Origin of the sequence: Hahella sp. CR1 (genome assembly GCF_029813005.1) — a bacterium.
In the GTDB taxonomy this organism is placed as follows: Bacteria; Pseudomonadota; Gammaproteobacteria; order Pseudomonadales; family Oleiphilaceae; genus Hahella.
On the sequence record NZ_JAPELK010000001.1, the window covers coordinates 952,408 to 967,570 of the forward strand.

Genomic DNA, 15,163 nt, shown 5'->3' on the forward strand with positions numbered 1-15,163 from the left:
TATGAGTAAAAATGGATTTTTGCAGAGTTGTTTCAGGGAGATAAAGTGCAAGCATAAATCTCATTTATACAAAAAATCAGGCTTCGATGATTCAAATGGATTGATAATTTTGAAGCCGGAATTGGCGAATAGTTTGATTAATACCGAAGCGGTATTTTCATACTTCCACCTGCTTTGTGATAAATACAGTGTTTGCATTGACAGCTGTCATATTCTCCCAGGCAGCTATTTAAAAGAACATAACTTGATAAATGGCGTATATGAGAAAGCCTATGTATACGCATCCATGTCCCCCAATGAGTTCGCTGCAAATCAAGAGCTGTACACGCGCATTGTTGTGCTATCCGGCTCCGAGTGCGAGGTATACGGAAGTCTGTCGTTACAAAGTTTAGGCTACTCTAGCCAACACCTAATGGCGCTTTGGCGTCGTGGTGAGCCAGCCGTTCGTATTGAAGAGGGGCTTTATGTTGTTGAAGCAGACCTGGATGGAAGAAGAATAGTTCTGGCCAATGGATTTTACCCGCTTCAGCTTAGTCATTTTATATCGGATAAAAGCCGCTCTATCTTCTTTACTTTTCATTCGGATTCGCCCTTTGAAATATTGAAGTTTTTTCTTCAAGGAAGTACGAACCCGGAAGAAAGTCACCCAGGCTCATTAAGAGGATTTCTGTACAGAAATAAAGATAAATTCGGGATTGATATAAACATATCAAGAAACGCCATACATCTGTCTGGCTGTGAGCAGGAAGGGATCAGGGAGGTAGATTTAATGAGAGAGTTAAAAGTGTGGAGTACAGTGGAAGTTAGGGAATCATGAGCACTTATATCATCGGAGACATTCATGGGTGTGCGAATGAGTTGGACCGTTTGCTCCGTGAAATTAAGTTCAACCAACTCCATGACAAGCTCATTCTTACTGGAGACCTGGTTGGTAGAGGTCCCGCCTCCGAAGAAGTAATAGAACGGCTTATGGAGTATGGCGATGCAGTGGTTAAGGTGCTTGGCAATCATGACTTGAAACTTCTGGCGACGCACTATGGGTTGGCTCCGCCGAAGAAGTTGGATAACACGGAGAGGCTGTTGCGCAGCCCTAGAGTTAAGGACTATGTCGCCTGGCTTGAGGACTCCAAATTTGCTCATTGGGATGAGGGCTGCGCCGTCATTGTGGTGCACGCGGGCGTACCGCTTAACTGGCCGGTCAGTCAGCTCAGGAAAAAGGTGATGTTACTGGAGAAATCCGTAGCGGAGCATGGGTATGAATGGCTTCTCCGCAAGATGTATAGCATTGGGTTGCCTGATCATCTGAACAATGACTTTGAATCAAATCTTATATATACCGCACAGGCGCTAACCAGGGTCAAGTTTGTAGATGAAAATGGCCAAATGAATACCCTATTCAATAGTGCGCCAGGATCTCAACCCAATTATCTCTACCCTTGGTATGCGTGTAGAGATGTGAAGAGAAACGCAGGATACAAGATTGTATTTGGTCACTGGGCGGCGCTGGGTTTGACCATTGGTGATTATTACATATGTTGTGACGACGGTTGTGTTTGGGGAGGAAATCTATGCGCAATTAACTTGGATGATTTAAGTGTCACCAAAGTGGCGAGTGACTATAAAGCGGATGCATAGATGTAAAATAAAGGAGTGTGGTTATGGATGTTGTGATTGTTGTTTTAATATTTTCTATCGTGCAATCTATATTGGGCGTTGGTTTGTTGGTTTTTGGGACGCCTACGCTACTCATGCTGGGCTATGGGTTTATAGAGACGTTAATTATACTTTTACCTTGCTCTTTAGTCATCAGTGCGGTGCAAGTAAGCACTTCATGGCGTCAAATCGATAAGCTGAAATTAACCCTTCCATTATTATCTATTCCCACCATTGCTATTGGGATATATTTTTCCGCTAGTTTTGATGAGCCCAGTGTACTATACTCGCTGATTGGTGTGGGAATGGTGTTGACGGCTATTTCGAGATTATCTGTTAAAGCATCTGCTTTTATGGGCCGTCTTGCTTCGCGTTTTCTCTTCTCATATATTCCAATTATGGGGCTGATACATGGATTGACTAATATGGGAGGCGCTTTGCTTACCATACTTGCTTCAAATCTATACAGTGATAAGGGAAAAGTGCGTAGCAATATAGCGTATGGATATTTGATCTTTGCTATAGCGCAGCTAACTGTTATCTTCACTATCCTGGGCGAGGATATTCGTTCTCTAAATTACTATTATCCAGTCATGGCGGTTGCTGTTTATTTGAGCGTAGGAAAGCTGATTTATAATAATATAAAGAGCGGCCTATACAATCATTTGGTGACTGGTTTGTGCATGGCGTATGGGTTAGTCCTACTGTTTACTAAGTAGAAAAGGAGTTTCTTTTGTGAAGGTTGCCTTTTTGTTCTTGTTGGGAGTGGTTGTTGTATTTCAATACTCGAAGTTCCCAATTATTGTTCCCTATCTTTCATCAGACATGGGAATGACTATCGTCGAAGCCAACTCAATTCTTTCTATGATCAGCTTTATAGGCATTTTCTTTGGGGCTTATCTGGCGAGTCTTGTAAAAAAACTAAGCGTAGAAGTCATTGTGACGCGGTCTCTGGTGGTCGCGTCTCTGGCTTCGTTGGCTATGTACTTCACAACAGAATCATATGCTTTCGTTTTTCTGAGGGTAGTGGAGGGGATCACCAATATCCTGATGATGATCGCCATTCCTACGCTCCTGTTCAAAGTGTGTAAGAACAACACCAATGTCGTGATGGCGTTATGGGGGGCTGTGTTTGGGGTCGGTTTCGCCGCCGCCAACGTTATTTTTCCTTATATTATCTCGATTTTTTCATGGGATGCCGTGTTCCTGGCGCACTCACTCATGCTCCTTTGCTTACTGGCGGCCTACCTGAGCGTTTACCACAAGCCTGCCGAGGCTGCGCCCGTCCAGGCGAATACGGACGGTTTTGGACTCTCCATATACAAGAGGCTGCTGACGCACAGACCTTATCAGCTCATCATGATGGTGTTTCTGTGCTTTACGCTGATGTATATCTCAAGTGTGTCCATGATTACTTCTTTCCTTTCCGAGAACGCCTCGGAAGGCATTGATTATGCGACCTCAATTATTTTCATATGCACCCTCCTTGGGGTTCTCTCCGTCCTGGTGACTTCTTATTTGATCAGCAGGAACGTCTCTCCGCTATTGATGATCGCTATTTCGGCGGTTTTTATTGGCGTTAACGCGGCCTACCTGTTTGATACGGAGAATTTATCTCCGCTCCATTACTGCATCCATTTTCTGTTTCTCGGCGTGTTTGAAGGCGCAGTTTTCTCCCTGGTGACATTGGTAGCCTTCAATGAGCATGACATGATCGAGATTAAGTCTGGCTATATTCATACTGGCAACTTTGGCTCGTTTTTTGGCCCTATTGTCGCTTCTCTGTTTGTCGCTAATGGCGATTGGGATAATTTAAAGTATCTTTTTGCCGCGGTGGCGGTTGCAGCCCTGATATTCAGCCTGCTCTCGTATGTAAGGCTTGAAGTGAAATTAAGAGAAGTCGCAACCCAAGAGGGATGAAAATGGATAACTTGGAAATTGAAAGGAAGTTTCTTGTCGAGCGCTTTGAGCCGCATCTTATGCAGGTCAAATCAGTACATAAAATCCGGCAGGGTTATATGTTTCTGGACGACACTAAGGAAGTGCGTTTGCGTAATAAAGACGAAAAGTATTACCTCACCATAAAAGTCAATCAGTCTGGCATCGTACGTCAGGAGTTTGAGTACGCCATTCCTGCTGCGGATGGAGACCGCTTATTTGTGTCCGCTATAGATAGCTCTCCGATAGAGAAAACCAGATATATAGTGTCCGTAGCGCATAAAGAGTGGTCCGTCGATGTATTTCATGGTGAAAATGAGGGATTAATGATGGCGGAAATAGAGCTTGATAGTGTTGATGAGTCCTTTATTTCCCCAGACTGGCTGGGGCTTGAGGTAACTGAAGACCGACGCTATCGTAACGCTTACCTTTCCCATACGCCTTTTAGCTCATGGAACTCTAAAAGTGAATAACGTCATTTCAGTTAATAATGAATCGCTGCAATCGTTTCCCGTCATAGAAGACTATTCCGCCTTACGGGAAATTAGTGTGAACGGAAATAGGATTAGCGAAATCCCAAATGCTATTGGACTCGCTGCTAACCTGAAAAAATTCAGCGTCTTCGATAATCAAATCGCGGAGATTGCGTCTGAGATCTGGAGCCTGACTCAGCTTGAAGATTTGAATGTCAGTAAGAATCAATTAACGGCGATTTCCAGTGAGATTGGCAATCTGACCAAGTTGAAGTTAATCGATATTGCGCACAACAGGTTGAGCGAGATTCCGGGTTCGATTGCAAACTGTCGTGACGTGGAGTTTTTATACGCCAGCAACAACAAGATTGCTGCGCTGCCGGGTTCACTGACGCGTTTGGATAAGCTGCTTTACCTTAACCTGAGCGATAACCCACTGGAGGCGTTGCCGGAAGATTTCAGTTTTGAGTCACTGGTGGAGTTCAGGTTGTATAACAGCGGGCTTGCCGCCTTGCCGGATTCTTTCTTCCTGTCCCGAACGCTGAAAGAAGTGTACCTCCAGAACAATTGCTTAACTGAACTGCCGAAGACGGTTGGACGTTCAACCAAGCTGCGTAAGTTATTCCTGGAGGGCAATCAGATCACGGCGTTGCCTGATGAAATCAGGGGCTGTGCGTCACTGGAAGAACTCGATTTGCGCAACAACCCCATTGAGCGCCTGCCAGACGCCATCGGTGAACTGAAACAACTGCGTCTGTTGGATCTCAGAAAAAATCGCTTGGAAACGCTGCCTGAATCGATCCTGTCGTTGGAGAACCTCTGCAAACTGGACCTGCGCTGGTCAGAACGGCTGCAAATGCCGGAATGGCTCGACGAACTCAGAGCAAGAGGCTGTCTGGTTTATTGCTAATGCTGGCCTGGAGTCGGCGAAGTAACAGCGCTAGGTTGCTTCGCCTTCTTCTTCCAGAACTTTCGAACTGGCGCCGGTGACGAATTCCGCTTGCTGGTCGACGAGTACGAATTCTGCGACTTCTATGATGTCCTGATTTTCTTTTGTTGGAGCGGTAAAGTTTTCAGGAACGTACCGTTCGCATTTGGAAACGTCCATTACCCACATTCTGTTCTCGCTCAGATAATTATCGAGCGCATCCAGCGCCGCCCTCATTGAATTTCCCGGGACGATGATGATGCCCGCGATATATTCAGATCCGTCCAAATTCATAAGCGAAAACTCATCCATGTAGGCTTTGAAGTGAATGATCCAAGCGGAGTGTTTTGTCATTGGGTTGTTGTGTCCTGACAGTGCAACGTTAAGGCCGACAGCAAGTCTTGCGGGTCAACGGAATATATCTGGCGACTGCGTTCAGAAATACATCCAGTGGGATATGCCCGCGACAGTAGGCGATGGGAGTGCTCCAGCCGAACTCTTCATCCCAGGTCAGGATATCGTAGGAGCCCGGGGCTGCGGCGATCTGGGGCGCTTTGGCGTCTGGTTCGCCGTCGCGCCAGGGCAATATGGCGGCGTCGGCCTGGTAGTCTTCCTCGATGTAATAGGCGCCGGTCAGGTATCGTAAGGCGTCTTTGACGGGCATGTAGCCTATTACTTCAGCGGTAGGGGAGTCGAAGCCGTTCCAACATCGGGTCTGGCTGCTCTGGCGGTCGTATGCGCGATACATGGCGTCATAAACCAACCCCGCCGGGTAGGCGATCGCCACCAGATAGAGAATGCCGACTTTACACTCTGTCCCGGATAGCCACATGGGCTTTGCAATTGTCGGCGATGTCATTAAATTTCACTTTTTCCTGTTCTACTTTCCCGGCGTATACTCGGGTTGAAGCGGTTCGCTTTGTGCGGAAAATTATCCATGTTGAGGGTGGAGCTGTATAGAAAGCTGGCTTGGTGATTGGCGGTTTATTCTGAGAAATACGCTGCATTCGCGAAGGGTAAATCCTCCGGCCGCTGGTTAAACCGGGAATAGTGGGCTATCTGTTTTTAGCAGAGAACAAGGAAAAGGCTTTTAGTAGTGGGCATCTGAGAGACGAGTTGAGCAGGGTTATGGCTAAAGCAAGCGCGATAAATACGCCGGTGCATATTGTTCTGGTCGGCGATTCCATTTTTGATAATGCATCCTACGTTGACGAAGGCGACTCTGTTGTCGAGAAATTGCAGGCGGCGGTTGGGGACGACGTGAAGGTGACCCTGATCGCGGTGGACGGCAGCATCACCACGGATGTGTCGGAGCAACTGGTGGATTTTCCCGACGACGCCTCTCACGTCATCGTGAGCTGTGGCGGCAATGACGCCCTGAGCGTGATTAACATTCTGGACGCCCGCGTCAACACCGTCGGCGCGGCCATGCGCGCGATGGACCGGGAGCGCGACGCCTTTCGCTCCAACTACAGCAACATGCTGGAAGCCCTGCTGGAAAAAAGCCCGAATCTGGTGGTCTGCACCGTTTACAACAACACTCCGGGCCTGGGGGCGGAAGCGTTGGCCGGGCTGGCGCTGTTCAATGAGATTATTCTGGAGGAAGCCATCGCCAGACGGCTCCCTGTCATTGATCTGCGAAATCTTTGTCAGGATGTGGGAGATTACTCCGCCAAGTCCCCCATTGAACCCTCCGCCCAAGGCGGGAAGAAAATCGCCAAGGTTATTCAGCGGGTTGTGACGCTGCATGCGTTTGGGACCGGAGAGAGCAGAGTCTACGTCTAAGCCCACCTGCCTCGCTTCAAGCGAGAACGCGGGGCGGGTATACGGGATAAACCCGTTCGCCCTGAGCCCGTCGAAGGGCCTTCCAGAGCGTCAACTCCCCCCACTTCCAGACGTTGCTTTATGATTCCGCCGTTCCGGTTTGCGCGAGATCATCCTGATAATCAGCAAGAATATGTTGATCCAGCAGCTCCAGCCTGACCTTCAACGCTTGTGCGTATTCAGGCGTTGGCGGCGCATTCACTGGAATCAGATTCTGCACCGATTCGCCTTGCTCCACCGCCGCCACCCACTCCTCCATAGCTCCGATATAGCCATCCAAAGCGCAGGCGGCATTGGGCGCGTCTTCCGTGGTGATATAAGCCGTGGGCAAATCGCCGGTAATCACCCAGACCCATTCATCCACCTCCGGCCGCGTCGGGCGAATCTGAAAAAGAAACACCCCCAGAATGCCCGGCGTATACATGCCGATATAAGACTGCAGGATCCCCTCGCACCAATTGTAGAAAGCGAGCTCATCTCCCGCCGCGCGCAGCAGCTCGGAAAAATCGTCTTTATCCTGTGAAAGCGTTTTTAAGTAAGCGGAAGTTTCCACCACTTTACTCATATCGACATAGTGCAAGTCAGACTCCTGATAAGCTGTCCCATTAAAACCAGCGCCTTTATGCCAAAGTTATTCGAACAGGGGAATAGCCAGCAGCTGACCCCAGACGAAAAAAACGCGAATAAAGGGAGACATAAACCACCCCCCGCTCGCCCTGAGCCCGTCGAAGGGCCTCCCAGAGCGCCAAAGACCCTCATAAAGACTGATCCAATACAACACCCAACTCCACATACTCTCGCCCACCGGGCCACTAAATACCTCCGTTCGCCCTGAGCCTGTCGAAGGGCCTCCCAAAGAGCCAAAGACCCCCAGTAAAGACTGATCCAAACCGCTAACCCTATACTCACCGGCGCGATAAAACACAAAGGGCGTAAGCAAGCGTGTGGAAGTTTCTGAAGTACCTGTCTCTGACCATTTTTATATTGGCGCTCCTGGCGATAACGGCGCTGGCGTATCTTTGGACGACCCGCGAACCGGATAAATGTTTTATTCCAGATCAATACAGCCTGCTGAGTTCCAAAGAAATGAACGGCGACGCTTATCAGCTTTATTATGTCGTGTCAGAGTGGGCGGATAAGCTTGAGTTCTTGACGCTGTATCGCGGTGAACTCGCCTACGATCAATGCGGTGGCGTCAGTTCCGAAGCCATTGATAATGTTGATATCGACAGAGGGCCCGAGGGTGCGGAGAACCAGGCGCCGACCAAAATTATGGTTGAAGGCGAGCGGATACGTATTGAATATGCGCCATTGAGCGAAGCGAGGACGCCTGTGTCTGAGTTGCCAATCGAATGGCGACGTCCCTCGCAGAACGCGGAGAACTTACAAACGGAGTAGTGCATGAAGAAAAGAATGACATTGAGCCGCATCGGCGCTGTCTCTTGTCTGCGCGGAATAGCGGCTTTGTTTGCGCTGCTGTGGGCTGCGGCGACCTTTGGCGTTGAGAAAGACGTTGATCAACAAAAAGTACTGGCCTATGTGGAGAAGCTGAGTGAAATCAAGTCGCCGCAACAGGCGCTGGATTACTGGCGTTCGCTGGAGCCGGAACTGGGCGAAACAGACGGCCGTTATGAATACTGGCTGGGGAAAATCTACCAGGACTTGCAACAAAACGAAGCCGCGCTGCAGGCGTTTAACCAAAGCGTCAAACTCGATCCCGGCAATCGCTGGCCCTACATAAAAATCGCCGAGATAGGCATTCAGCAGGGGGCGTTCGAAGCGGTGGAATCACTGATGAACAAACTCATCAACGCCTACCCCGACTGGTCTGTTCCTCCACTGACCCTGGCGCAGTCCTACTACGCCAGCGGACGCTATGACGACGCGGTGAAGGCGGTGACGACCTCCCTGAAGATCGAACTGACGCTGGAAGGCTACGTGCTGCTAAGCAAGGCCGCACTGGAGACCAAAGACTACCTCACCGTCGTCCAGGCTGGCGTGACGGCGCAGGAAAGCGATCCGCAACTGCACAAAGACCCCGAACTGTCCGAACGCATTGTGCAGGCCCTGGTCGGCATGGAACGTCGCGACAAAGCCGCCGTCTATCTTGATAGCCAAAAGTCAGCGTTGCCTGCAGAGACGATTCGGGCGTTGCAGGAAAAATACGGGCTTAAGTAGTTTTTGCCTCGGCGCCTTGTGTTGCATGCTGCTCTTTGAGGCATGAATAGAGAGTTTGAGCCTGAGCTTCAGGATGGCTTGAAGTCCATGAAAAAGCCGCTGGAAAGCAAAATCTTGGATGTCTTGGCGCCACAAGTCACATGCCCAAAACTTCTTTTAGCTTCTCTAAAGCCTGGTTATGTTTGTTATCTGGCATTTTAGCCAGATTTATCTGTTTCCACTGAATGGCTGGAAGTTCACTCACACCTTTCAGGTTAAGTAGCTCCCAATCGGGCTTACGGTTTTTAAACGAAAGCAGAAAGCCTTTCTCGCTTTCAGTTAGTCCTTGATGAATCAATTCAACCAAGCGCTCTCTAACGGCCAACAGCTCTTCCAGAGGAATATTCGTCTCGGCCATGTTTGCAAACTCACCTGCGTAGATGGCCGATATATCCTTATACTGTGGGCTGAGCAATTCGGCTATTGGTCGATTGTGACTTGATAGATAAACAAGCAAGGCTTTTCGTATTTCATCCGTCAGCCCTTCATTTTCCAAGAGCCACTTAACATCAAACAAATCTCTTGGGTGCTGCCTGTCTAATGCCGCGCAGATTTTTCCAGCATAGAGATCAGCTAGGGCCACCACAGGCACTTCGACGTAGCCGAACTCATCTTCTACTGCAGCGCACACTTCCATCAGTTGTGGCTCGTAAACCGTGCCCCGCAATACCGGCGATAATTCGACTTTTATTTGTATGCCATTTCGCGCAACTATCAGACGTAGCGCATCGCGTTTTGATTTATAGGCTTCTGTTAGCTCTATGTCTTTAAACGCTGCTTTTAGATCTGCGCTAATTGCACCCAATGCATCACAAATATCCTTTAAAGCCTCATCACGGCCCTTCATGGGGAGATAGACCAGATCAATATCAACAGATAAGCGCGGAAGTTCTCTTACAAAGAGGTTGATTGCCGTACCTCCTTTGAGCGCAAAACATTTTTGTTTGGCGACAAATGGCAAAACCTGCATCAATAGCTGCACTTGTTTGTAATAATTACTGTTTTTATCCATCCCTGATCCTAACTTTTACTTACCGTTACCATATGTGACGGTACGGTGATTAGATAATCTGTATCCAGTTTGCCGCCTTTAGCGACAACGCGCTTTCCCGATCCCAGGTCGTAGTCTTCGACGTCCAGCTTGCTAAACCAAGGGTAGGCTTGACGTTTGGCCAGCCAGAAAAACAGCCGCTTGACCTTTACGCTCTTACAGGCTTTCAAAAGTATATCGAGTTTTCTAGGTGATAAGTTTACTAGTCCCTGCATTAGCTCATCGGCATGCTCAAACGTCAGCGCCTCTGGCAAGTCCGTCAACAACTCTAATATGGCCTTCTCTGGGCATGAGAAATATACGGGCGGCAATTCCACTGTCCACTCATATTCTTTGATGAAAGTCTTATCGGCTAACAGGCTTTCAGGCCATAGCTTGATAGTGCTGTGTCCTTCAAGCTCTACAGGTAGCGACAATCGTGTTAGCCACGCCGGTAACTTACCAGGCGCGTATAAATGGATATGCGGCTTACTGCCCAATGACAGATATTGTGATAAGCCAGACAAAGAAAGGGCTGTCAGCCCACCGACTACAACAGGGGGTACGTTATCCCCTTTACTTTTTTCCATGCGCTGCATAGAGGCGACTACACCTTCCCAGCTCAAAGAGCGGGAATACTGGCTATAAACGCCTGTAGCCAACAATAATAAAGTGTCGGTTTTAACAGCGTTGTCTAGCGCATGAGCACTTAAGCCTTGATCCGCTAGCCACTTCTTGGTGGCTAACATGCCATAAGGCAGGAGCGTTCTAAGTAATTGCTTATAGGCGCCTTTCGTTACGCTTTCCTTTAAAGTAACACCCTTATCCAAGCCCAAAAATCTCTTTGTTGGTTTATAGTTTGCTAAATATACGGCGATATTCGCCGTAAATTCTATGCTTTATAAACTAACACAACTATACAGAGTTTACCCTTATTAACTTTTACGGCGAATATCGCCGTAAATTTATGAAATGTTAAACCTCTATGGTTTTAGAGCAATAGCGCTACCCGGAGCGAAGGTCTTCCATGTCGCCCGAGTCAAGCCGGGCGTCATAAAATCGGCGTATCGCCGATATCGAACGAGAAGGGCTCCTAACTGCCTCTCCCGTAATGAAATCTAATTGTAACCATGCTGTCACCTCTTTCCGGTATTTCTGGCCCACTGCGTTCTGAAGTGAACTCTGATGAGAAGAGGTTTGAGTATGTCCGACATAAAAAAATTCGAATTCGACAACTCCGGAATTGATCCAGTCACCAACTTTTCCGGAAACCGCCCTTTCGCTTCCGTGCTTGAAACCCGCATCGCCCGCCGCACCGTCATCAAAGGCGGCGTCAGCGCCGCGTTGGCGGGCATGCTGGGCATGTCGCTGATCGGTTGCAGCAACGACAACGACGGCGGCGACCCTGATGACAACCAGGGCCCTTTGCTGGGCTTCACCGCGATCGCCACCAGTGTGGCCAATGAAGTGAAAGTGGCCGCTGGCTACACGGCGACGCCGTTTGTTCCCTGGGGCACGCCGCTGACCGGCGCGCTGCCAGACTATCTGGGCGACGGAACCAACACCGGCGCCGATCAGGAGCAACAGGTAGGCATGAACCATGACGGCATGCACTATTTCCCCATCGATGTGAAAGAGGGCGGCTCCAACTCCGAAGAAGGCCTGCTGGTGATGAATCACGAATACATCGAGCCGGACTTCCTACACCCTGACGGCCCGACCGAAGTCGGCGGCGTCCGTCCTGAAGCGGAAGTACATAAAGAAGTGGCCGCCCATGGCGTCAGCGTTATTCACATCAAGAAAACCGCTGGCGTTTGGGATATCGTCCACGGCAGCCAGTACAACCGTCGCGTGACCGGCGCCACCGACATGGAGTTGCGTGGACCGGTGCGCGGAACCAATTATGCCGTCACTAAACACAGCAACGACGGAACCCTGGCGCGGGGCACGCTGAACAACTGCTCCATGGGGTATACGCCCTGGGGCACCTATCTGGCCTGTGAAGAGAATTGGGCGGGTTACTTCAAAAGTAGTGATGATCCCAAGCCGCGCAATCTCTCCCGTTATGGTGTGGGAACCCGTTCCCGTTATGGTTGGGACACCGTTGCGGGCGTGGATGTCTACGAACGTTTCGACGCCTCCAGCAAAGGCGCCAGCGCTGTGGACGACTATCGCAATGAGCCCAACACCTACGGCTGGATTGTGGAAATCGATCCGTTCGAGCCGACCTCCACGCCGCAGAAGCGCACCGCTCTGGGCCGCTTCGGTCATGAAGGCATCATTTTCGGTCTGGTGGAAGAGGGCAAGCCGATCGTTTGCTATTCCGGCGACGACTCCCGTTTCGAATACATCTATAAGTACGTGTCCAATCAAGCCTATTACGCAGACACCGCCAGCGGCGCGCTGCTGGACGACGGCAAGCTGTACGTGGCGAAGTTTAACGATGACGGCAGCGGCGAATGGCTGGAGTTGTCTCATGGCGTAAACGGACTGACTGTCGCGAATGGTTTCGCGGATCAGGCGGATATCCTGATCAACGCCCGCACCGCGGCGGACTCAGTCGGGGCCACGCCCATGGATCGTCCTGAATGGGGCGCAGTGCATCCCACGACTGGCGAGGCGTACTTTACGCTGACTAACAACAGCAAGCGTAAGGAAGACCAGGTGGACGCGGCGAATCCACGTCCCAATAATCAGTATGGCCATATCATTCGCTGGCGCGAGAACAGTGATTCCGTCACCGCATTTCAGTGGGATATCTTTGTGCTGGGCGGTCCCGCCGGCACGGCGACGCCGGGTGAGAGCGCGGCGCTGGTGACGCTGGACGACAGCAACAAGTTCAACAGCCCGGACGGCCTGTGGTTCGATAAACGCGGCGTGTTGTGGATTCAGACCGACACCGGCGGCACGGAAGAATTCGGCAACGATCAGATGCTCGCGGCCGACCCGTCCACCCGCGAGATCCGTCGCTTCTTCACCGGCGTGGTGGACTGCGAAGTGACCGGCGTGACCTCGACGCCGGACCTGAAAACCATGTTCGTCAATGTCCAGCATCCGGGCAGCAAAAACGGCGACGGCAGCTACACCAGCAACTGGCCGGACGGCGGCTCCGCGCGTCCTCGCGCTTCCACCGTCATCATCACCAAAGACGATGGCGGAGTCATCGGCAGTTAAGCCGCGCTAGAACGTCTGCCGGCCGCGGATGAGGAACTGGACGCCGTCGATTTCCTCTCCGCCGCCTTCGTCCCGGTCCAACGGGACGGCGATATCCAAGTGCAGGACGCGCGTGACCTGGATACGGCTGGAAGTCAGGCGCAGACCGATCCCGACATCGTGCAGGACGCCGTTGTTGGGACCGTTATCCTCGCCGGGAAACCATGCCCGTCCCATATCCACGAAGACCGCGCCGCCCAGGCGAAACAGTTCGAACGGATGCCAGTTGGAGTAGTAACGCCGCTCCAGGGTGAGCAGAAAGCTGCGATCCCCCGTCTGATAACGCAAAGGATAACCACGCAGGCCGTTATCGCCGCCAAGAGTGAGCTGCAAGTCTGAAGTCAGGCCTTTGCTGTAAGCCAGATTAAGCGCTGCGTACCAGCTGTTCTTACGCTTGGATTCGGTGCGCAGGTAACGGGTTTGCAGACCCAGGACCATATTCTCCATCCGGTCCCCCGAAGGGCTCCAATAAGCGCTCTGATCGAACTGGATATCCGCGAATTGCAGGCGTTCCGCAAGCAGCGCGCGGCTGATTCCGCTTTTCAGCACCCACTGATCCTCGCTGGCGCCGAACGATTCCGACGACCAGCCCAGTCGCGTATATAACTGCAGGCCGGTGGGAATATCCTCGATCTGTTGGATCTGATTGAAGTTGTAGGTCTGGAAGTAAAGGTCCTCACTGTACTGATAACCGATCCAGGGATAGCTGAGGATGCGGTCCTCGGGAAAGGGATCGGGGGGCGTTTCTCCCGCTTCTTCGGAGAAGTCGTAATGGGCGTACTCGTAGCCGTAAAGCAGGCGATGGTCGTTGAAAGCGCCGCCGCCAATGGAGTGTCCGCTGAACAGGCCGTAACTCTCCAGGCGCAGCTTGAACTCGCTGACGCTATCGCCCCGGTAATAAAGTTTTTGAGTCAGTTGCTCGCGGTTGTAGGCGACGCCGCCGGACCAGTTGGCCCCGACTTTATAGAAGGGTCGCACAAACTGGGCGGCGCGGCGGTAACCGTCGCTGTTTTCCGAAAGCGTTAACTGGGACGTCCAGCGGGAGCCCAGCAGGTTGGGGTCCTGATAATCGACGGTAAAACCGGTGCGGGATTCATCTTTCTTGTGGCTGAACGCCAGACGCTTGCCATACCCCAGAAAGTTCTCGTCGGTCAGGCCCAGTATGGTGGTGTTCTCGCCGCCGCTACGACTGAAACCCAGCGCAGGCAGTAATGTCCATAAGTCCCGGGTGACCACGGCGACATCCACGACTCGCCCGCACACGCGAAAGGGCCGCACCCAGGCGTTGTACAGGTAGGATTTATCGCGCAGAGCGCGCTCGCTTTGCTGCAGGACATGCGGGTCGTAGGGATCGCCGCTTTTGAACAGAAGCTGGTAACGGGCGGCTTCTTCACGGGTGCGGATATGTAAAGCGTTGGCGGTGCGGTAAATCCAGTGATCTTCTTCCGGGTCAGTGGCGTCAAAAATCTCCCGATTGAAGACATAGACCTCGCCAATCTGCGCATCCTCCGGGATGGCTAACCCCAGCTCCTGCCTTAGCTGTTCGCGAGGGTTATCGAAGTCCACCTCGCCGGGCTGGATTTCCGCATACTGACAGCTCAACGCCGCTTCCTGCTCGGCCCAGGCGAGTTCGGCGCAGCAACCCGACGCAAGGGCGACGAGCCAGCGGAATGGTCGGCGAGGGGAGATTGGGCTCATTGCGTATCCATCGAGAGGAAGTCCTGATTGATAAGCGGTTTTTTATTTATAAGCTTAGCGGTTTATGCAGCAAGATGGAGCCTCAACTTTATCGTCTGATAACTGAGCGTACTTCTGAATACCGAGCGGACCTTAGAATACTGCACGTTTGTCTTATTCACGCCACCACTCCGTTCGCCCTGAGCCTGT

The 15,163-nt window shown here is 51.1% G+C and carries 16 protein-coding genes; 10 read left to right on the plus strand and 6 right to left on the minus strand.

The window, feature by feature from the left end; all coding sequences use genetic code 11:
- Nucleotide 1: 1 nt before the first annotated feature.
- The 6 genes from ONV78_RS04265 to ONV78_RS04290 are packed head-to-tail and all read left to right on the plus strand — an operon-like array spanning nt 2 to nt 4,974.
- Nucleotides 2-817: a hypothetical protein gene (locus ONV78_RS04265; RefSeq protein ID WP_279501375.1), complete on the plus strand. Its 816-nt coding sequence runs from the start codon at nt 2-4 to the stop codon at nt 815-817.
- Nucleotides 814-1,635, plus strand: a complete 822-nt coding sequence (locus tag ONV78_RS04270; protein ID WP_279501377.1) for a symmetrical bis(5'-nucleosyl)-tetraphosphatase — start codon at nt 814-816, stop codon at nt 1,633-1,635. Before ONV78_RS04265 ends, ONV78_RS04270 begins: the two co-directional genes overlap by 4 nt.
- 23 nt (nt 1,636-1,658) lie before the next feature.
- Entirely contained in the window at nt 1,659-2,372 is a 714-nt protein-coding gene (locus tag ONV78_RS04275) for a TSUP family transporter (protein WP_279501379.1), read from the plus strand.
- A gap of 16 nt (nt 2,373-2,388) precedes the next feature.
- Complete coding sequence (locus tag ONV78_RS04280) at nt 2,389-3,573, plus strand: MFS transporter (protein WP_279501380.1); 1,185 nt, start codon at nt 2,389-2,391, stop codon at nt 3,571-3,573.
- A gap of 2 nt (nt 3,574-3,575) precedes the next feature.
- Nucleotides 3,576-4,064, plus strand: coding sequence for a CYTH domain-containing protein (locus ONV78_RS04285; RefSeq protein WP_279501382.1), 489 nt, complete (start codon nt 3,576-3,578; stop codon nt 4,062-4,064).
- Nucleotides 4,057-4,974, plus strand: a complete 918-nt coding sequence (locus ONV78_RS04290; protein ID WP_279501384.1) for a leucine-rich repeat domain-containing protein — start codon at nt 4,057-4,059, stop codon at nt 4,972-4,974. The genes ONV78_RS04285 and ONV78_RS04290 overlap by 8 nt, the downstream gene beginning before the upstream one ends.
- Before the next feature lie 30 nt (nt 4,975-5,004).
- Here the strand turns inward: ONV78_RS04290 and ONV78_RS04295 are convergent, their stop codons facing one another.
- Nucleotides 5,005-5,346, minus strand: coding sequence for a hypothetical protein (locus ONV78_RS04295; protein ID WP_279501386.1), 342 nt, complete (start codon nt 5,344-5,346; stop codon nt 5,005-5,007).
- Nucleotides 5,347-5,374: 28 nt separating this feature from the next.
- Nucleotides 5,375-5,851 carry a hypothetical protein gene (locus ONV78_RS04300; RefSeq protein WP_279501388.1) on the minus strand — a complete coding sequence of 159 codons (477 nt, stop codon included), beginning with the start codon at nt 5,849-5,851 and terminating at the stop codon, nt 5,375-5,377.
- Between the two features lie 269 nt (nt 5,852-6,120).
- Here ONV78_RS04300 and ONV78_RS04305 point away from each other — a divergent pair, with 269 nt between their 5' ends.
- A complete protein-coding gene (locus ONV78_RS04305; protein ID WP_279501389.1) occupies nt 6,121-6,777 on the plus strand; it encodes an SGNH/GDSL hydrolase family protein in 657 nt (218 codons plus the stop codon).
- 118 nt (nt 6,778-6,895) lie between these two features.
- Here the strand turns inward: ONV78_RS04305 and ONV78_RS04310 are convergent, their stop codons facing one another.
- Nucleotides 6,896-7,396 (minus strand): hypothetical protein, encoded by a 501-nt coding sequence (locus tag ONV78_RS04310; RefSeq protein ID WP_279501390.1) that lies wholly within the window; start codon nt 7,394-7,396, stop codon nt 6,896-6,898.
- 362 nt (nt 7,397-7,758) lie between these two features.
- On the opposite strand from ONV78_RS04310, the gene ONV78_RS04315 reads away from it, so the two are divergent.
- Both ONV78_RS04315 and ONV78_RS04320 read left to right on the plus strand, forming a co-directional pair.
- A complete protein-coding gene (locus ONV78_RS04315; RefSeq protein WP_279501392.1) occupies nt 7,759-8,214 on the plus strand; it encodes a hypothetical protein in 456 nt (151 codons plus the stop codon).
- Nucleotides 8,215-8,217: 3 nt separating this feature from the next.
- Nucleotides 8,218-8,994, plus strand: a complete 777-nt coding sequence (locus tag ONV78_RS04320) for a hypothetical protein (RefSeq protein ID WP_279501394.1) — start codon at nt 8,218-8,220, stop codon at nt 8,992-8,994.
- A gap of 136 nt (nt 8,995-9,130) precedes the next feature.
- On the opposite strand, the gene ONV78_RS04325 is transcribed toward ONV78_RS04320, so the two are convergent.
- Nucleotides 9,131-10,045 (minus strand): nucleotidyl transferase AbiEii/AbiGii toxin family protein, encoded by a 915-nt coding sequence (locus ONV78_RS04325; protein ID WP_279501396.1) that lies wholly within the window; start codon nt 10,043-10,045, stop codon nt 9,131-9,133.
- A gap of 8 nt (nt 10,046-10,053) precedes the next feature.
- Nucleotides 10,054-10,893, minus strand: coding sequence for a type IV toxin-antitoxin system AbiEi family antitoxin (locus tag ONV78_RS04330; RefSeq protein WP_279501398.1), 840 nt, complete (start codon nt 10,891-10,893; stop codon nt 10,054-10,056).
- Nucleotides 10,894-11,266: 373 nt separating this feature from the next.
- On the opposite strand from ONV78_RS04330, the gene ONV78_RS04335 reads away from it, so the two are divergent.
- Nucleotides 11,267-13,237: a PhoX family phosphatase gene (locus ONV78_RS04335; protein WP_279501400.1), complete on the plus strand. Its 1,971-nt coding sequence runs from the start codon at nt 11,267-11,269 to the stop codon at nt 13,235-13,237.
- A gap of 6 nt (nt 13,238-13,243) precedes the next feature.
- Here the strand turns inward: ONV78_RS04335 and ONV78_RS04340 are convergent, their stop codons facing one another.
- The gene (locus tag ONV78_RS04340; RefSeq protein ID WP_279501402.1) at nt 13,244-14,974 is read right to left on the minus strand and encodes a BamA/TamA family outer membrane protein; all 1,731 of its coding nucleotides are present in this window, start codon (nt 14,972-14,974) and stop codon (nt 13,244-13,246) included.
- Nucleotides 14,975-15,163 lie beyond the last annotated feature (189 nt).